Source organism: Roseomonas sp. CCTCC AB2023176, assembly GCF_042259275.1.
Classification (GTDB): Bacteria; Pseudomonadota; Alphaproteobacteria; order Acetobacterales; family Acetobacteraceae; genus Roseomonas.
The window spans coordinates 1,155,552-1,173,849 of the sequence record NZ_CP170086.1 but is presented as its reverse complement, the minus strand read 5'-3'; the positions used below and the strand labels follow the sequence as shown (position 1 = coordinate 1,173,849).

Below are 18,298 nucleotides of genomic sequence, written 5' to 3'. Positions count from 1 at the left end.
CCGGCGGGCACGACGTGGCCGGACGGGTATGGGGGATGCGCCGGGCGCCGTGAAGGCGGGTCAGCCGTCGCCGGCGCGCAAGGCCGCGTCGGCTGCCGCGACCTCCGCGGGAAATTGCAGGACGTCGGGCGCCCAGACTTCCAGGTAGGACGCCCCGGTCTCGACGCCCCGCCGCAGGATGGCGCCGAAGCCGCCCGTATCGCAGGCCGCGGGTGCCGCGTTGCGGGCGGCGTTGCAGCCCGCGCCCTCCAGCCCGCGGAAGGCGTTGCTCTGCCAGCCGATCACCGTCCCGCCCGCGCGCGCCGCGAGGACCGTGTCGGCCAGCGGGCCGGCCGCGGTCAGCCCGTTCCACTGCACGGCGAAGCGCCCGCCGAAGCGCCGTCGGCCCTCCGCGATCAGCCGCGGCTTGACGGGCGGGTCGCGCGTGGGGGCGCCGGCATCGTCCACCGGCGGCACGTCGTTCCGCTCCAGCACGTCGAGGGCGAGCAGCGTCCCGGGAAACCGTTCGGCGATTCCGGCCGCCATGCGCGTCCAGGCCTCCACGACGCGGGCGGGACGATAACCCTCGGCGAGCCACGCGGCAGTCTCGTCCGTGCGCCCGCAGACGTCGTCGCGCAGGCCGGTGCCGGCGGGCATGCGGAACTCCTCGGTGAACTGGTTCACGCCGGTCAGCTTGACGATGCGCACGGCCTCCAGCCCGCCGGGCGTCGCGCGCACGCGCTCGGCAAGCGCCGACCAGAGGTCGAGGAAGGCGGCCTGGTAGCCCGAGTCCCATGGCACGCCGACCTGCACGGGAAGGCAGCTGCGGTTCGCCCCGCCCCGGCCCAACGCGAAACGCAGGGTGCGCACCCCGCGTTCCGGCAGCCATGCCGGCGCATAGGCACCTGCGATGACCGACAGGGATACCCGCTTCCCCGCGGCCACCGCCCGGCCGAGCTCCCGGTCCAGCAGGCGGAAGTCGTAGGCCCCGGGCCGCGGCGCGACGGCCGACCAGACGAGGCGGACATAGACGCCGGAGACGGCCTCCGCCGCATAGACCGCGTCGGGGAAGGACCGGCGCTCGTCGAACAGGGGCGGCGGGGCGGCGTAGATCCCACGGAAGCCCGGCGCAGCCGGCCGCGCGGCCACGCGGCGGGTGGCCAGCGCCGCGGCGAGGCCACCGAGCAGGGCTCTCCGGGTCGGCGGCTGCATGGAACGGCCCGTCATGCCTGCGATCCCTCCAGCCCTGCCCTGGGGCGCCGCTGGGGCTTGCCCGGTCGTGCCACGCTGTCACACAACGGATCGATCCCGGCGCTTCCCGGTCCCCTCGGAGAATATCGCGCGCATGCCCGACCTCGCCACCCTCACCTTCGCCGGGGTGCCCTTCGAGGTCAGGATCGACCCGGCCCGGCCGGCCTACTTCCTGTACGGGATCCGAAAGTCCGGATCGTCGATCATGAACGCGATGGTCACGTCGCTCGCGAGGATGAACGACGTGCACTACGTGGACGTCGCGGGCCGGTTGTTCGAGAAGGGGGTGGGCGTCGGCACCTGGCAGAAGGATCCGGGGCTCGGCGACCTGATCCGCGGCGGGAACGTCTATGGCGGCTTCCGCAACGCCCCGCTCGGCATCAAGGACCATCCGGTCGCGCGCGCGAGCCGCTCCGTCCTCCTCGTCCGCGATCCGCGCGACGCGCTCGTCAGCGAATACTTCTCCAACGCCTACTCGCATTCCATCCCGCCTGAAGGCGAGGCACGCGACCAGATGCTGCAGCAGCGGGCGGACGCGCTGCGCGCCTCGATCGCCGAATACGTGCTCCGGATGGCGCCGAACTTCCGGAACACGCTACGCGAATACATCCCGTTCCTGCAGCACCCGCATCTCCGCCTCTACCAGTACGAGCGCGCGATCCTGGACAAGCGGTGGTTCCTGCGCGACCTCTGCGATCACTACGGTTGGAGCGTGAGCGACACGCAGCTCGGCCATATCCTCGGCTGGGCCGACGTCATGCCGGAGGAGGAGAACCCGACGCAGTTCGTCCGCAAGGTCCGGCCGGGCGACCACCTGGACAAGCTGGATCCGGCGACGATCGCCCGCCTGAACGAAATCCTCGGCGATGGGCTTCGACTTCTCCGTTACGACGCCTAGCAGGCTGCCGAAGAACGGGTGGCTGAGGAGGGGCGAGCGTTTTTTCGTGCAGGGAAAGGCGGGCCGCCGCCACGATGCGGAGGCGTCGTGGCAAGGCACGGACGAAAGCTGCGCTGAAGGACGCCTCCCAACCGACCCGTCCCGTTTTCAGCAGCCTCCCAGACCGTCTTCCACCTGACCATCGTCGGGCACAGCGCTTCTCCATTCTTCCTTGGCAGGTCTTCCTTGGCGGGTCTTCCTTGGCGGGCCGATTGACCGGTCCGAGCGATTCCGTCCTGCGCGCATCTGCCCCGCCGGCTCGCCGGACCGTCGCACTCAACCCTTCACAGGCCCGTGTGCGTCGAGTAGACGAAACGAAGTATCCTCGCAGTCCGAACATCCGTTCCATGAGCAGCCCTATGGCGTCGTCTGGACGGGGTGAGCCCTGTCCCGGGAAATCCGGAAGCAAGGCGGGCCGGCCGAACGCCGGGGCGGCCGGCATGGCATGAGCGAGGCCATCGCGCCCTACATCGCGGCCGGCGCGCGCTATGCCGGAGCGGTGGATTCGGTCGATCCGGAATGCGGCCTGCGCGGATGGGTCCTCGACCTGGACAGCCCCGGCGCGACCATCGTCCTCGAGGTCTACTGGCGGACCCGCCGTCTCGCCGAGGCCTATTGCATGCTGGACCGGCCGGACCTCGCCGCGACAGCCGGCCGTCTGCCGCAATGCGGCTTCCTCATCGGCTGGAGCCGCTTCGACGCCCTGGCGCTGGCCGAGGCGGCCCGCCTGGACCCGTCGTCGGAGATCGAGGTGGTCGTATCCGGCACCGATGCCCGGGTGCCCGTGGTCTGCGGCGCGATCCAGGTCGGCCGCCTGCACCGCCTCGTCGTGGCGTCGCCCGCGGGCGACCTGCAGGGCCAGTTCCGCGACGTGAACGACTTCCGGGAGATCGCGAATTCCGGCCTCTTCGACGAGGCCGACTACGTCGCGCGCCACGCGCACCGCTTCGACCCGGCGATGCCGCCGCTGCTGGACTATATCCGGCGCGGGGAGCGGTCCGGGGCGCGCCCGAACCTCCTCTTCGACCCCGTGACCTACGCGGGCGAGGCCCAGCTGGGCGGCCCGTCCGGCGCCCTTCTGCACTACATCCGGGCCCGTGGCCTGGCGGGTATCCGGCCGAGCTTCCATTTCGACGATCGCTGGTACGCCCGCCGGCACGGCACCGAGCCCGGCGCGATGGCCCTCGCCCACTACCTCGCCCACCGGGACGAGGCCGCGCCGAACCCGTGGTTCGACCGGGCTTACTACGCGTCGGTCAGCGGCCAGGATCCCCATTCCGACCTCTACGCGCACTTCGTCGAGGTCGGGCTGCCCGCGGGGCTCATGCCCTCGGCGGGCTTCGCGGACGCGCATGCCGGGGGCGGCGGCGCGACGCTGCCCGCCGCCGCGAGGCACTACTTCGAGGTGCTGGTCGCTGAAGCCGGTCCCCCTCCCGCCCGGCCCGATCCGGCCGCGCGTGCCCCGGCGACCACCGTGAAGGTCGAGGCGGTCGCCGCCCGGCCGCTGACCGCCCCACCGCTGCCCGCCCCGCCGCTGCCCACCGCGCCGCTGCCCGCCCCCGCTTTCCCTCCGGCCGCGGCGGCCGCGATGCCGCCGGCGCGCCCCGCCGGGGGCACGATCCCGATGGTGCCGCGCCCCGCCCCACGCCCGGATCTGCCCGACGTCGCGGCGCTCGGCTACGCCGGGACGGAGGCTGCATTGCGCGCCCTCGCGCCCGAGGCGCAGTCGGAACTCGCTGCCCTCGCCGAGCGGATCCTTCGCGACGATTCCGTTCGCGACGATCCCGTTCGCGACGATGCGGGCGGCGGCGATGCGCGGGCCCAGGCCGGCCTGACCCTCGCGATCCTGCGCGGGATGAACGGGGACCGCGTCGGCGCGGCGCGTGCGGCCGAGACGTTCCTCGGCGCCACCTTCGAGGCGTCCGAGGCGATCCGTCAGGAGGTCCTGTCCCGCCTCGCCGTCGCCAATCACGCCCTGTTCGAAGCAGGCCAGCGCGACGACGCCGGGACGATCTACCGTCTCCTGCGGGACCGCGGTGCGCGCGACTACCTGACCACGCTCCGGCTGGTCGAACGGGCGGTGGACCGGCGTGAGATCGCCGCGGCGGCCGACTGGGTCGTCGACCTCGAGGCGGATCACGCGGAGCAGATGAGCGTCAGGGGGTGGCTGGCCGTCAGCCGGTACTACCAGCTCGCCGGCAGCCCGGCGCGCGCCGCGGCGGTGCTTCGCCGGATCCCGACGCGACCGGAGACCGACCTCGCCGTCGAGGGCGTCATCATCAACCGGTTGGTGGAGAACGACGACGCGCCGGAGGCGGCGCGCCGCCTCCTGATGGCCTCGGAAGCGGATCGGGCGGAACTCGTCGCTCCTCGCTTCCGCCTGGCCATCCGTACCGGTGACGAGAACGCCGCGATCGCCCTCCTGGACGGGCCGGAGGAGGAGCGCCTTCCGAACTGGCTGCTCGTCGAAGCCATGTTCCACCTGACCGCGCCCGGTCGCCTGCCGCTGCCCGTCGCCGGCCGGCTGCAGTCCGGCGTGTACCGCGTCCTCTGCATGCGAGGCCTGACGGAGCATGGAGTGGTGCAGGCGCGGATCCATTTTTTATTGCATGGGAAGCGGTGGGCGGAGTTGGGGGAGTTGTTTGCGGCGCTGGAGGGGAGCGAGGTTGGGGGGAGCCGGGAGACGCTGATGCGGCGTCTTGAGTACTACTGCTACGCGGACAATCCGGAGGGTGCGGAGCGGCTGTACCGGGAGCATTTCGCGGGGACGGCGCTGGACCGGTGGGAGAGCGTGACGGTGCTGCGCTTGCTGGGCGAGACGGGGCGGTGGGAGGAGGCGGGGCGTGTGCTGCTCGCGCATGTGGGGCGTGGGCACGGGTTCGGGTCGGCGGGTCACCTGGCGATGCGGGTGGTGCGGCGGGCCGGGCTGCACGGGGAGGTGCTGGAGGCGGCTGGGGAGGGGCGGGAGGCGGAGCTCGAGGCGTTCCTGCGGCTGGTGGAGGAGGACCTTGCGGTGGTGCGCTCGGCGCGGGCGCTGACGGATGCGCGCTCGGGGCGGGGGGGTCCTGGACGTGGCGAGTTGGGCAGTGGCGAGTTGGGCAGTGGCGAGTTGGGACGTGGCGAGTTGGGGCGTGGCGGGTTGGGGCGTGGCGAGCCGGGGCGAGGGTGGCGGAGCGGGTTCGTGCTCGGGAGTGCCGGGGCGGGGGAGGAGGGGGACCTGTGCACCTATGTCTGCACGAACCGGCGCTACTTCCTCTCGATGCTGACCTTCCTCTGCTCGTTCCTCGGCCAGTCGCCGCAGGTGGGGGGGCGTGTGTTCGCCTTCCTGGACCGCGACGTGCCGCGGCACTGGTGGGGTGCGGTGGCGATGGTCGCGGCCCGCTTCGGGCGGGCGGTGGAGGTGGTGGGCGAGGCGGAGTTCGTGCCGCAGGAGGTGGAGCACCGGGAGGCGTACGGGTTCTTCGCGGGCGGGGGTGCGCTGTCGCGTGCCGCCTACTTCCGGCTGTATGCGGCGCGCTGGCTGCGGGAGCGCGGGGCGTTCCGGCGGGTGGCCTACATCGACACGGACACGATCTGCCGGGGCGACCTGTCGGGGATGTTCGAGCTGGAGATGGGACGCGGGCTGATCGCGGCGGCGCTGGAGGACCACTCGCCCGACGTGGTGGCGGCAGCGGCGCGCAACGGGCTGGACGCGGGGTCCTACTTCAACTCGGGGGTGCTGCTGCTGCGCTTCGACCACCCGGGCCTGGCGGAGGGGGTGGAGGAGGCGATCCGGGTGTCGGAGAGGGAGCCCGAGCGGCTGGTGTTCCACGACCAGTGCGCGCTCAACATCGCCTTCGGGGGGCGGGCGGCGGCGCTGCCCGGCCGCTACAACTTCTTCCTCCGCCCGGGGCGCGAGCGGAACGGGCACCTCGAGGACGGGCTGCTGCTCCACTTCCTCGACCGCCCCAAGCCCTGGGACATCGTCTTCGACCGACCCTGGCGCGAGGAGTGGCGCGTCTGGGCCCTCGTCCTCGGCTCCATCCTCCCCCAAACCCTCTACATCGACATCTTCGCCAGCGCGAACCGCGACTGACGATCCCAGCCATCCTGAGAGAGCCGAGGAAGCCCTCCCATGTCCACGACCATTCGCACCAAGCGCCGCGCCGGCCCGGCGGATGTCGCCGCCGAGCCGCCTCCGCCGCAGGCCGCCGCGCCCTCGAACGTCCTGCCGCCGGAGGCGCCGACGCGCGAGGTCACGATCGCGGTCGGCGAGGGCAGGCTGACCTTCAGGGTCGCGGCGGTGGCCGAGGACCAGGCGCCGCCGACCTTCTCGCTCGGCGTCCGCAAGTCCGGCAGCACGATGCTGCACAAGATCGTCGGCTACCTCGCGCGCCGGAGCGCGATCAACGTCGTGGACGTACCGGGCACGTTCTTCCGAAACGGCTTCACGGTCGCCGACTGGAACAAGTCCGACCTCACGACCGTGCTGGCGCCGGGCAACGTCTATCTCGGGTTCCGGTCCTTCCCGACGAATTTGACGGCAGACCCGACGTTCCGGGACGCGAAGAAAATCTTCATGTTCCGCGATCCGCGCGATGCGCTCGTCTCGCAATACTTCTCGGACGCCTATTCGCATTCGCTGCCGTCGCGCGAGACGTCGACCGGCGCGAAGGCCGCGGAAGCCTTCGAGAAGAAGCGTGCCGAGGCCCTGGCCACCGACGTCGAGACCTACGTCGTGAAGCATGCGCGCGGCCTGGACAACACCCTCCTCGCCTTCGCGCCGATGCTGAACGACCCGAACTGCCTCATGCTGCGCTATGAGGAATACGTCTTCCAGAAGAAGCGCCTGATCCACAAGATCCTCGCGCATTTCGACTGGTCCTGCCCGCCGCCGCAGGTGGAAGCCCTGCTCCGCCAGATCGACGAGGTGCCGGAGAGCGAGGACAAGCAGCGCTTCGTCCGGCGCGTGATCCCGGGCGACCACCGCAACAAGCTGGGCCCGCCGGCGATCCGGCGCCTGAACAACATCCTCCGTGAATCCATGCGGATGTACGATTACTACTGACCGATGGGTGGCGCGGGCGCCGGGCGTGACGGCCGGCGCCAAAAGCCGGTCTCCGGCACGGTGCGCCCGGCGACGGCGGATGAACCCGGTCGCGCCGGCGCGGACCGCGCGGCAGCGTCCTATGCGGATCGGTGAACACGGGGCGATGACGCGGCAAACCCATAGTGGCCTGCCCGGCCATGACGACGCCCCGGCGAAGCCGGACGCAGCGCCGCAACCCCACCGTCCGCACCGGGCCCCGGTCTCGATGCTCGATCGATGACCGCCGAGACCGCGCCGCCCTACATCTCCGACCAACGCTTCGCTGGGGCGGTGGAGGCGCTGGACGCGCGGGCCGGCCTGAGTGGGTGGGCGCTCGATGCCGCCGCGCCCGGCACGGCCGTCCTGCTCGAGCTCCGTGTGGGCCAGCACCGTCTCGGCGCGGTGCGGACTTCGCTGGACCGTCCGGACGTGGACGCGGTGGCCGGGCGCAGCACCCGCTGCGGGTTCCGCATCGGCCTGGAGGCGCTGGACGCGACGGCGCTGGCCGCCGCCGCCGCGGAGGATGGGGCGGAGCCGCTCGAGGTCGTGATCCTGGGCGAGGCGGTCCGCCTCCCCTGGCTCTGCGGCCTCCCCGGCGTCGCGGATCTCGCCCAGGCCGTCACGCGGGCTGGCGACCTGCCGGGCGAGGACGGCGGCACCGGCGACGTGCCGCGTGGAGGGCCGGCCGATCGGCCGGGTAGCCCGGCTGCGCCGCCCCCACCGCCGCGCGCTGCCGGGAGCGAGGCGGTTCGGAACGTTGATCCGCGCGGCCGGGTCGGGGCGCCCGCGGCGCCGTCACCGCCGCGCGCCGTCCCCCCGCGCCGTCCCTCCCCGCGCCGGCAGGGTCGCCGCCGATCCGGTCCCGGCCCTGCGCGGCCTCGCGGCGGCCCTCTCGGCCGGCGACCTCGCCCTGGCATCGTCCCATGCCGAGGCGCTGGGCGGATCGGGCATGGCGCGCCGCGATCCGGACGCCGCGCTTGCCCTGAGCCGCTACCATCACGCGGCGGGCGACGGGGAGCGGTCGGCGGCCGTCTTGCTCGAACTGCCGACCTTCCCCGCGATCCCCGCAGGCGCGGAAGCCGCGGTTCTGCACCGGCTGATCGAGGAGGACGCAGCCGATGCGGCCGCCGAGCGGCTGAACGCCATGCCGCGCCCCCTGCCGCCCGATCTCTACGGGCCACGCGTGCGGCTCGCGGCGCGGCGCTCGGACATCCCGGCGCTCTTCCAACTCCTGGACGATCCTGCGGCCGCGCACCTCCCGAACTGGCAGCTGATCGAAGCGACGTTCCGCCTCGTCATCCCGGATCGGATCCCCGTCGGTCAACGCGGCCAGGTGATGGCGCGGCTCGAGCAACTCCTCGAAGCCCGGGGCCTGACGGAGCATGGAGTGGTGCAGGCGCGGATCCATTTTTTATTGCATGGGAAGCGGTGGGCGGAGTTGGGGGAGTTGTTTGCGGCGCTGGAGGGGAGCGAGGTTGGGGGGAGCCGGGAGACGCTGATGCGGCGTCTTGAGTACTACTGCTACGCGGACAATCCGGAGGGTGCGGAGCGGCTGTACCGGGAGCATTTCGCGGGGACGGCGCTGGACCGGTGGGAGAGCGTGACGGTGCTGCGCTTGCTGGGCGAGACGGGGCGGTGGGAGGAGGCGGGGCGTGTGCTGCTCGCGCATGTGGGGCGTGGGCACGGGTTCGGGTCGGCGGGTCACCTGGCGATGCGGGTGGTGCGGCGGGCCGGGCTGCACGGGGAGGTGCTGGAGGCGGCTGGGGAGGGGCGGGAGGCGGAGCTCGAGGCGTTCCTGCGGCTGGTGGAGGAGGACCTTGCGGTGGTGCGCTCGGCGCGGGCGCTGACGGATGCGCGCTCGGGGCGGGGGGGTCCTGGACGTGGCGAGTTGGGCAGTGGCGAGTTGGGCAGTGGCGAGTTGGGACGTGGCGAGTTGGGGCGTGGCGGGTTGGGGCGTGGCGAGCCGGGGCGAGGGTGGCGGAGCGGGTTCGTGCTCGGGAGTGCCGGGGCGGGGGAGGAGGGGGACCTGTGCACCTATGTCTGCACGAACCGGCGCTACTTCCTCTCGATGCTGACCTTCCTCTGCTCGTTCCTCGGCCAGTCGCCGCAGGTGGGGGGGCGTGTGTTCGCCTTCCTGGACCGCGACGTGCCGCGGCACTGGTGGGGTGCGGTGGCGATGGTCGCGGCCCGCTTCGGGCGGGCGGTGGAGGTGGTGGGCGAGGCGGAGTTCGTGCCGCAGGAGGTGGAGCACCGGGAGGCGTACGGGTTCTTCGCGGGCGGGGGTGCGCTGTCGCGTGCCGCCTACTTCCGGCTGTATGCGGCGCGCTGGCTGCGGGAGCGCGGGGCGTTCCGGCGGGTGGCCTACATCGACACGGACACGATCTGCCGGGGCGACCTGTCGGGGATGTTCGAGCTGGAGATGGGACGCGGGCTGATCGCGGCGGCGCTGGAGGACCACTCGCCCGACGTGGTGGCGGCAGCGGCGCGCAACGGGCTGGACGCGGGGTCCTACTTCAACTCGGGGGTGCTGCTGCTGCGCTTCGACCACCCGGGCCTGGCGGAGGGGGTGGAGGAGGCGATCCGGGTGTCGGAGAGGGAGCCCGAGCGGCTGGTGTTCCACGACCAGTGCGCGCTCAACATCGCCTTCGGGGGGCGGGCGGCGGCGCTGCCCGGCCGCTACAACTTCTTCCTCCGCCCGGGGCGCGAGCGGAACGGGCACCTCGAGGACGGGCTGCTGCTCCACTTCCTCGACCGCCCCAAGCCCTGGGACATCGTCTTCGACCGACCCTGGCGCGAGGAGTGGCGCGTCTGGGCCCTCGTCCTCGGCTCCATCCTCCCCCAAACCCTCTACATCGACATCTTCGCCAGCGCGAACGACGAGTGAGTCGCACCTGACCGACCTCCGCCACCTTCTCGACAGCCTCACCTCCGCGGCGGTGGAGGCCGGGCGCCGTATCATGGAGGTGCGCGCGCGGGGATACGCGACGACCGCGAAGGCCGATGCCTCGCCGCTGACCGAAGCCGACCTCGCGGCGGAGGAGGTGATCGCGCGCCGGCTCGCCGAATGGTGCCCCGGCCTGCACGTGGTGTCGGAGGAGGCGGTGCAGCATCCACCGCCGCCCGGCGCGCCCTTCCTGCTGGTGGACCCGCTGGACGGGACGAAGGAGTTCGTCGGCCGGAGCGGCGAGTTCACCGTGAACATCGCGCTGATCGAGGACGACGCGCCGGTCTGCGGCGTCGTCGTCGCGCCGGCGCTCGGGCGGCTCTGGGCCGGGGCGCGGGGGATCGGCGCGATGGCCGGGGCGATGCCGGAGGACGGGCCGGTCTCCCTCGACGTGCTTCACGCCATCCGCGCCCGCGCCCGGCCGGCCTCGTACCCCGTGGCGGTCGCCAGCCGCTCGCACCTCGATCCGGAGACCGCTGCCTTCCTCGACCGCATCGAGGCGGGGAGCGCCGCTCGATCGGCTCCTCCCTCAAGTTCTGCCTGCTGGCCGAGGGGCAGGCGGACGTCTACCCGCGGTTCGGCCCGACGATGGAATGGGACACGGCCGCCGGCCACGCCGTCCTGGCCGCCGCAGGCGGGCGCGTGCAGACGCCGGAAGGCTTGCCGTTCCGCTACCGCAAGGCCGAAGCGGGTTTCCGCAACGGCTCCTTCGTCGCCTGGGGGGCGGGCGGATAGGCCCTGGCGTCCTGCGCGGCCTCTGCGACCGGGGGGACGCCGCGGCCTACTCCGCGTAGTCCGGCTCCTCCCGGTCCAGCACGCGCCGCCAGGCGTTCAGGTGCAGCCGCGCGTCGATCTTCTCGCCCCACGGCCCCTGCCAGCGCCGACGCAGCCGGTCCGGCAGCGTATGCATCGGCTGGCCCGTGGACATCGCGGTCATCTGGTACATCGCCGTGCGTTCCGCGATGAAGCATTCGTCGAAGGCGTCGTGGACGGTCGGGCCCACCACAGTCACGCCGTGGCCGCGCATGACCATCACCGACCTGTCGCCGAGGCAGCGCGCGATGCGGTCGCCTTCCCCGTCGTGGTGCACGGGTTCGTCGCCCTCGTGGTCGTAGACGATGCGGTCGTTCAGCAGCAGGTTGTTGTGGTGGGACAGGTGCAGTTCCGCGTCCCGCAGCAGCGACAGCGCGGTCAGCCAGCGCGGGTGCACGTGGATCACGCAGGTCGCGCTGGGGTTCTGCAGGTGGATGCGCGCGTGGATGTGGAAGGCGACCTTGCGGAGTTCGCCGGCGCCTTGCAGCACGCGGCCGTCGAGGTCGCAGACGATCAGGTCGCTCGCGCGCAGTTCCTGGAACAGGTAGCCGCGCGGGTTGATGAGGAAGCGCGGCGGACCGTCGCCCGGCAGCATCAGCGAATTGTGGTTGCCGATCTGCTCGTTCCACCCTTCCCGCGCCGCCACGCGGAAGACCGCGGCCATGTCCCGCCGCAGCTCCCACTCCAAGCCCTCGGCCGCGCTGTCGCTCAGCGCCTCGATCACGGCTGCCATCGTTCCGCTCCCTGACAGGGGCGGAGAGCGTGGCACGGCCGCCGCGGGGCGGCTACAGGTCCCGCGCGATCACGGCGACGGGATCACCCGCCCGGACGCGGCCAGCGAAGCGCGCGCACCACAGCAGCCCGTCCGCGGCGTAGTTCAACGGGATCGCGTGGCGATCCGGATCTTCGGTCAGGTGCAGGCGCCCGGCTGGGGCTCCCTTCGCGACCATGGCCCCGAGCGGATCGGCAGCTTCCCAGATCCCGTCATGCGGCGCGAAGACGTAGTGCGCGAGGTCCGGGATCGTCATGCGGCGGGAAGGACCATAGGGCCCGACCTGCGGCGTCCCCGTCAGCACCCCGGCATGCCGCAGCACGTTCCGCGCGCCCCGCTGCGTAATCACGAGGTTCTCCGGGTTCAGCCGCCCGCCGCCGCCCAGTTCCGACGACAGGGCCACGATCCCCCGCCGCTCCGCCTGGGCGAGCAGGGTCGGGCCGGCATTGACCTCGACCAGCACCATGGTGATCGGCGCCCCGAAGGCGTCGGCCATGTCCAGGGTGCGCCGCATCATCTCCGGATCGTCCAGCGCGTGGCCGCACGCCGAGGGCAGGATGTCCATCCCCGTCCCGCCGGAATGCAGGTCCATCTGGAAATCGCACATCGGCAGCAGGACGCTGTCCACGTAATGCGCGAGCACCTGCCCGAAGGTGCCGAAGGGATCGCCGGGGAAGCAGCGGTTGAAGTCCTTCCCGTCGATCGGGGACAGCCGCTTCCCCGCCGCGCAGGCCGGGTAATGCATCGCGGGAAGCAGGATCACGCGCCCCGTCACATCCCCGGGTTGCAGCGTCCGCGCGAGGTCGAGCAGCGTGACCTGTCCTTCGTATTCGTCACCGTGGTTACCAGCGGTGAGCAGGATCGTCGGCCCCTCGCCATTGGCGACCACGACGATCGGGATGAGTTCGGTCCCCCAACCCGAGTCATCACGGGATCGCGGAACGCGAAGCCGCCCGACCTGCCGGCCCGGCTTCGAAAAATCAACGTCCGTCGAGACCGGGCTGGCCGCCATTTCCGCATTTCCTCCGCACGCGGCGCGTTGCTGCGCGCCGCGAACGAAGGCTAGCATCCCCCGAAGGAACCGGGAGAGGGCGGACGATGCTGACGCGACGCGACTTCGGCCTGGCGGCGACCGGGCTGGTGACGACCGGCCTGGCAACGCTCCACCTGGCACGCCCCGCGCTGGCGCAACGCGCCGGCGGCGACATCGTCATGGCGCAGCAGGCGCAGCCGCCGACCCTCGACGCGCAGGTGACGACGGCCCAGGCCAGCCGCAACATCACGCTCCACGTCACGGAGACCCTCTTCGCCCGCGACGAGGCCGGCAACCCGAAGCCCGACCTGGCGGAGGGCGTGGACATCAGCAATGACGGCCTGACCTACCGCTTCGCGCTACGGGAAGCGAAGTTCCACAACGGCCGCGCCATGACCTCCGCCGACGTCAAGGCCAGCCTGGAACGCTACGGCCGCGTCGGCGGCTCTGCCTTCATCATGCAGCCGGTCGAGACGATCGAGACACCGGACCCGCGCACCGTCGTCGTGCGGATGAAGTCGCCCTCGCCCGGCTTCATCGCCGGTATCTCCTCCCCCCGCGCCCCCTGCGCGATCATCCCGGCGGAGGAGGCGGGGAAGGAAGCCAACCGCGCCGACCCGATCGGCACTGGCCCCTACCGCTTCGTGGAGTTCCGCCCGGACAGCCATGTCCGACTGACCCGCTTCGGCGACTACGTCCAGAACCGCGCCTACCAGGGGATGGACGGCTTCGCCGGCCGCAAGGTGCCGAACGTCGAGAACATCCTGATCCGCTTCGTTCCGGAGGGGGGCGCCCGCACCGCCGGCCTGCAGGCGGGCGAAATGCACATCCTCGAGGCCATCGCCGTCCCCGCGGCGCAGCGGCTTCGGAGCGACCGCAGCCTCGTCATGCACGAGATGATGCCCTGGTCCTTCCAGACGCTCATGCTGAACCACGCGGCGGCGCCGATGGACAACCCGGTCTTCCGCCGCGCCATGCAGGCCGCGCTGGATCTGGAGGAGGTCATGGCGATCTCCACCGACGGCCTCTACCGCATGACCCATGGCTGGCAGCATCCCGGGACGAACTTCTTCGCCGGTGACATCGGCAAGGAGCTCTACAACCTCAACAACAAGGACCGGGCGCGGGCCTTGCTGCGCGAGGCGAACTACCGCAACGAGGAGATCGTCCTTCTCGGCGATTCGTCCTTCAAGAACCACCAGGACACCATCGTCACGGCCGCCGAGCAGCTGAAGTCGGTCGGCATCAACGTCCGCACCGTCATCACCGACTGGCCCACTGCTTTCTCCCAGCGCACGCAGCGCACGGGCTGGCATGCCTGGGCGCTGATGCTCGGCATCGAGCCCTACGAGGGCCCCTACGGCGTGGTCGGCTTCTTCTCGGGACAGGCGCCGGTGCAGCATGTCCGCGACCCGGTCATCGAGGACTGCCAGGCCCGCCTGACCGGCGCCACGTCCGAAGAGGCGGGCAGGCGGGCCGTCGCGGATTTCCAGCGCCGGATGTACCAGCAGGCCATCGCCATCAAGTGCGGCGACGTCGGCATCGTCCAGGCGACGCGCGCGAACGTGCGGGACTACAAGCCCTACCGCATTCCCCGCATGTGGGGAGTTGCGCTGGGCTGATCCGGTGGCGCGCTACGCGGCCGGGCGCCTGCTGACCGCGCTGCCCGTCCTCCTCCTGGTCTCGCTGCTGTCCTTCGCGATCGTCTGGATCGTGCCGGGCGACGTGGCGGCGGAAATGGCGGGACCCACCGCCACCGCCGCCGAACTGGCACGGCTGCGGGAACGCCTCGGCCTAGACAAGCCGCTGCTGGACCAGTTGATCGGCTGGTATGCGGCGCTGGCTCGGGGCGACCTCGGCGAGAGCATCCTCCTCCGGCAGGGCGTCGGCGCCGCCATCGTCGAGCGCCTGCCCGTCACCCTGTCTCTGACCGTCCTTGCGCTGGTCATCGCGCTCGTGGTCGGCACCGCCCTCGGCATCGTCGCTGCCGTCCGGGCCGGGGGCGTCGCGGATAGGGCGGCCATGGGGACGGCCCTCATCGGTTTCTCCGTGCCGGATTTCTGGCTCGGCCTCGTCCTCGTCTACGTCTTCGCCGTGCAACTGGCCTGGCTGCCGACCGGCGGGTTCACGCCGTTCACGCAGGACCCGCTGGCCTGGCTGCGGTCCATGGCGCTGCCCGCCGCGACGCTGGCCTTGTCCCAGATCGGCCTCTTCGCCCGCATGACCCGCGCGGCCATGCTGGAGGTGCTGCGCCAGGACTACGTCCGCACCGCCCGTGCCAAGGGCATGCCGGGCTGGATCGTCGTGGGCAAGCACGCCTTCCGCAACGCGCTGATCCCCATCGTCACCGTTGCGGGCATCGCCCTCGGCGTCCTCCTCGGCGGCGCGGTGGTCGTGGAACAGGTCTTCTCCCTTCCCGGCGTCGGCCGCCTGATCGTCGGCGCCATCCAGCGGCGCGACTACCCGGTCATCCAGGGCGGATTGCTGCTGACCGCCACGATCTTCGTCCTCGTCAACCTCGCCGTGGACCTGCTCTACGCGACGCTGGACCCGCGGCTCCGCCATGGCCGCGGTTAGCACCATTCTGCGCCTGCCCCGCCGCCGCGCCGCGCCGCCGAGCGCGCCGCCCGGCGCCTTCCGCCGCCTCCTCGCCCACCCTTCCTTCCGCTGGGGCTTCTTCCTCTTCGCCCTCGTCGCGGTCGCCGGCCTGCTGGCCGTCTGGATCGCGCCCTACGACCCGCTCCGGAACAACTTCCGCGCGCGCTTCCAGGCCCCGAATGCGACCCACTGGTTCGGCACGGACCGCTTCGGCCGCGACATCCTCTCCCGCGTCCTCCACGGCGCCGGCGTCTCGCTGCGCATCGGCCTGGCGGTCGCCCTCTCCACCGCCCTGATCGGCGGCGCCATCGGTGCCGTCGCCGGCTTCGTCTCCCGCGCCGACGGACCGTTGATGCGCCTGATGGACGCGCTGATGGCCTTCCCCGCCGTCCTGCTCGCCATCGCCCTTGCCGCCGCCCTCGGCCCCTCGGAACTGAACGTCGTCCTCGCCCTCACCGTCGCCTACGCCCCGCGCACCGCCCGCGTCATGCGCGCCGGCGTGCTGGTCGTGCGGGAATTCCCCTACGTCGAGGGCGCGCGAGCCATCGGCGCCTCCGCAACCCGCGTCCTGCTGCGCCACGTCCTGCCCAATGCCCTGGCGCCGCTCGTCGTGCAGCAGACCTACGTCTTCGCCCTCGCGATCCTCGCGGAAGCGGTGTTGTCCTTCCTCGGCGTCGGCCCGCCGCCGCCGACCCCGACCCTCGGCGGCATCATTTCCGAAGGTCGCGACTACATCCAGGAAGCGCCCTGGATCTCCGTCGTGCCGGGCATCGCCATCGCGCTTACGGTGCTCGGCCTGAACCTAATGGGCGACGGCCTGCGCGACGCCCTGGACCCGCGCCTGCGCCAAGCCGTGCGATGATGTCCGTGCGATGACCGCGCCGCTCCTCACCGTCCAGAACCTCTCCATCGCCTTCGGTCCGCTGCGCGTGCTGGAGGACGTGTCCTTCACGCTGAACGCCGGCGAGGTCCTCGGCGTCGTCGGCGAATCCGGCAGCGGCAAGTCCATGACGGCGCTCGCCATCATGGGCCTCCTCCCGCCCGGCGGCCGGGTCACGGCCGGGCGCGCGACGCTGGAGGGCACCGTCGTCACACAACTGCCGGAACGCGACCTGCAGCGCCTCCGCGGCTCCCGGATGGCGATGATCTTCCAGGAGCCGATGACCTCCCTGAACCCCGTCCTCACCGTCGGGGAACAGATCGCCGAGGTTCTCCGCCGTCACCGCGGCCTCGACCGCCGCGCCGCGCACCGGGAAGCCGCGTCCCTGCTGAGCCTCGTCGAGATCCCCAACGCCACGCGCCGCGTGGACGACTACCCGCACCAGCTTTCCGGCGGCCAGCGCCAGCGCGCGATGATCGCGATCGCACTCGCCTGCAGACCGCGCCTCCTCATCGCCGACGAACCGACCACCGCGCTCGACGCCACGGTCCAGGCCGGCATCCTCGACCTCCTTCGCGGCCTCCGCGCGGAGTTCGGGATGAGCGTCCTCCTCATCACCCACGACCTCGGCGTCGTCGCTGATTTCGCCGATCGCGTCGTCGTCCTCTACGCCGGGCGCGTCGCGGAAACCGGCACCGCCGCGAACCTGCTCTCGCACCCCGCGCACCCCTATACGCGCGCCCTCCTCGCCGCGATCCCGCGCCTGGACGGGCCGGTCGCCGACCTGCCCGCCATCCCCGGCACCGTGCCCCCGCCCTGGGCCATGCCCGCCGGCTGCCGCTTCGCCCCTCGCTGCGCCGAGGCCCGGCCTGCCTGCTCTGCCGCCCCCCCGCCGCTCCTGCCTTCCGGGGACGGCACGGCCGCCTGCATCCTGCTGGAGGAGGTAGCGTGACGCCGCTTCTCCTCCAGGCGACTGGCCTTCGAAAATCCTTCGGCCCCGTCCGCGCCGTGGACGGCGTCTCCCTCACCCTCGTTCCCGGCGAGACGATCGGCCTGGTCGGTGAGTCCGGCTGCGGCAAGTCCACCGTCGCCCGGCTCCTCCTGCGCCTGATCGAACCCGACGGCGGTCACCTGTCCTTTCTCAACGAGGACGTCCTTGCCGCGAACCCGTCGCGCCTGCGCGCGCTCCGCCGCAGCATGGGCATCGTCTTCCAGGACCCCTTCGGCAGCCTGAACCCGCGCATGAGCGTCGCATCCCTCCTCGCCGAGCCCCTGGTCGTCCACGGCATCGGCGACCGCGCCTCCCGCGCCACGCGGGTACGGGAACTGCTGAACCTCGTCGGCCTGCTGCCCGACCACGCCGACCGCTATCCGCATGAATTCTCCGGCGGCCAGCGCCAGCGAATCGCGATCGCCCGCGCCCTCGCCACCAACCCCGCCTTCCTCGTCTGCGACGAGCCGACGAGTGCCCTCGACGTCTCGATCCAGGCACAAGTGCTGAACCTGCTGCGCGACCTGCAGGCGCGCCTCGGCCTCGCCATGGTCTTCGTCAGCCACAACCTCGCGGCGGTGCGCAACGTCGCCCCGCGCGTCGCCGTGATGTATCTCGGCCGCATCGTGGAGGAGGCGCCGCGCGACGCCCTGTTCCGCGCCCCACAGCACCCTTACACGCAGGCCCTGCTCTCCGCCGTCGCGGAACCCGGCGCCCCGGCCCGCCGCCGCATCGTCCTGCGCGGCGATGTCCCCAGCCCGGCCGACCCGCCGAGCGGCTGCCGGTTCCGGACACGCTGCCCCCGCGCTCGACCCCGCTGCGCGGAGGAGGAACCGACCCTGGCCGAGACGGTACCGCGCCATGCCGTCGCCTGCCTCTACCCCGGTGCGCTCACGCCTGCGGAACTTGCGGCATAGCCTCCCGCGCTTCGCGTCAGGGCGTGCACGCCATGCCCGCGCGGCGTCTTCCTGAGCGCGCGATCGCGCCGCGAGACGACCGCACCGACCTCGCGAGACCGTGTGCTGTCTTTCC

The 18,298-nt window shown here is 72.2% G+C and carries 12 protein-coding genes and 1 pseudogene; 10 read left to right on the top strand and 3 right to left on the bottom strand.

From position 1 onward, the window contains the following. Nucleotides 1-60 precede the first annotated feature (60 nt). A complete protein-coding gene (locus tag ACE7GA_RS05875; RefSeq protein ID WP_376096984.1) occupies nucleotides 61-1,206 on the bottom strand; it encodes a hypothetical protein in 1,146 nt (381 codons plus the stop codon). Nucleotides 1,207-1,324: 118 nt separating this feature from the next. On the opposite strand from ACE7GA_RS05875, the gene ACE7GA_RS05870 reads away from it, so the two are divergent. From ACE7GA_RS05870 to cysQ, 5 genes and pseudogenes are all read left to right on the top strand, one after another. After that, complete coding sequence (locus ACE7GA_RS05870) at nucleotides 1,325-2,128, top strand: hypothetical protein (protein WP_376096981.1); 804 nt, start codon at nucleotides 1,325-1,327, stop codon at nucleotides 2,126-2,128. A gap of 484 nt (nucleotides 2,129-2,612) precedes the next feature. Beyond that, the gene (locus tag ACE7GA_RS05865) at nucleotides 2,613-6,242 is read left to right on the top strand and encodes a glycosyltransferase (protein ID WP_376096978.1); all 3,630 of its coding nucleotides are present in this window, start codon (nucleotides 2,613-2,615) and stop codon (nucleotides 6,240-6,242) included. A gap of 39 nt (nucleotides 6,243-6,281) precedes the next feature. Next, on the top strand, nucleotides 6,282-7,214 hold the full coding sequence (locus ACE7GA_RS05860; RefSeq protein WP_376096975.1) for a sulfotransferase domain-containing protein: 933 nt from the start codon (nucleotides 6,282-6,284) through the stop codon (nucleotides 7,212-7,214). A 778-nt stretch (nucleotides 7,215-7,992) separates the two neighbouring features. Then, a complete protein-coding gene (locus tag ACE7GA_RS05855) occupies nucleotides 7,993-10,119 on the top strand; it encodes a glycosyltransferase (RefSeq protein WP_376096972.1) in 2,127 nt (708 codons plus the stop codon). A gap of 73 nt (nucleotides 10,120-10,192) precedes the next feature. Continuing rightward, nucleotides 10,193-10,914: pseudogene (cysQ, locus tag ACE7GA_RS05850) on the top strand (3'(2'),5'-bisphosphate nucleotidase CysQ). Between the two features lie 46 nt (nucleotides 10,915-10,960). Here cysQ and ACE7GA_RS05845 read toward each other — a convergent pair. Continuing rightward, the gene (locus ACE7GA_RS05845; RefSeq protein ID WP_376096969.1) at nucleotides 10,961-11,725 is read right to left on the bottom strand and encodes a class II aldolase/adducin family protein; all 765 of its coding nucleotides are present in this window, start codon (nucleotides 11,723-11,725) and stop codon (nucleotides 10,961-10,963) included. A 52-nt stretch (nucleotides 11,726-11,777) separates the two neighbouring features. Continuing rightward, a complete protein-coding gene (locus tag ACE7GA_RS05840) occupies nucleotides 11,778-12,776 on the bottom strand; it encodes a succinylglutamate desuccinylase/aspartoacylase family protein (protein WP_376096966.1) in 999 nt (332 codons plus the stop codon). 86 nt (nucleotides 12,777-12,862) lie between these two features. On the opposite strand from ACE7GA_RS05840, the gene ACE7GA_RS05835 reads away from it, so the two are divergent. From ACE7GA_RS05835 to ACE7GA_RS05815, 5 genes are read left to right on the top strand one after another with little or no spacing between them, the layout of a single operon-like run. Then, nucleotides 12,863-14,419, top strand: a complete 1,557-nt coding sequence (locus ACE7GA_RS05835) for an ABC transporter substrate-binding protein (protein WP_376096963.1) — start codon at nucleotides 12,863-12,865, stop codon at nucleotides 14,417-14,419. Nucleotides 14,420-14,423: 4 nt separating this feature from the next. Beyond that, entirely contained in the window at nucleotides 14,424-15,374 is a 951-nt protein-coding gene (locus ACE7GA_RS05830) for an ABC transporter permease (protein ID WP_376096960.1), read from the top strand. Next, complete coding sequence (locus ACE7GA_RS05825) at nucleotides 15,361-16,257, top strand: ABC transporter permease (RefSeq protein ID WP_376096957.1); 897 nt, start codon at nucleotides 15,361-15,363, stop codon at nucleotides 16,255-16,257. The genes ACE7GA_RS05830 and ACE7GA_RS05825 overlap by 14 nt, the downstream gene beginning before the upstream one ends. 10 nt (nucleotides 16,258-16,267) lie before the next feature. After that, on the top strand, nucleotides 16,268-17,227 hold the full coding sequence (locus ACE7GA_RS05820; RefSeq protein WP_376096954.1) for an ABC transporter ATP-binding protein: 960 nt from the start codon (nucleotides 16,268-16,270) through the stop codon (nucleotides 17,225-17,227). After that, complete coding sequence (locus ACE7GA_RS05815) at nucleotides 17,224-18,183, top strand: ABC transporter ATP-binding protein (protein WP_376096951.1); 960 nt, start codon at nucleotides 17,224-17,226, stop codon at nucleotides 18,181-18,183. The genes ACE7GA_RS05820 and ACE7GA_RS05815 overlap by 4 nt, the downstream gene beginning before the upstream one ends. The last annotated feature ends 115 nt before the right edge of the window (nucleotides 18,184-18,298 follow it).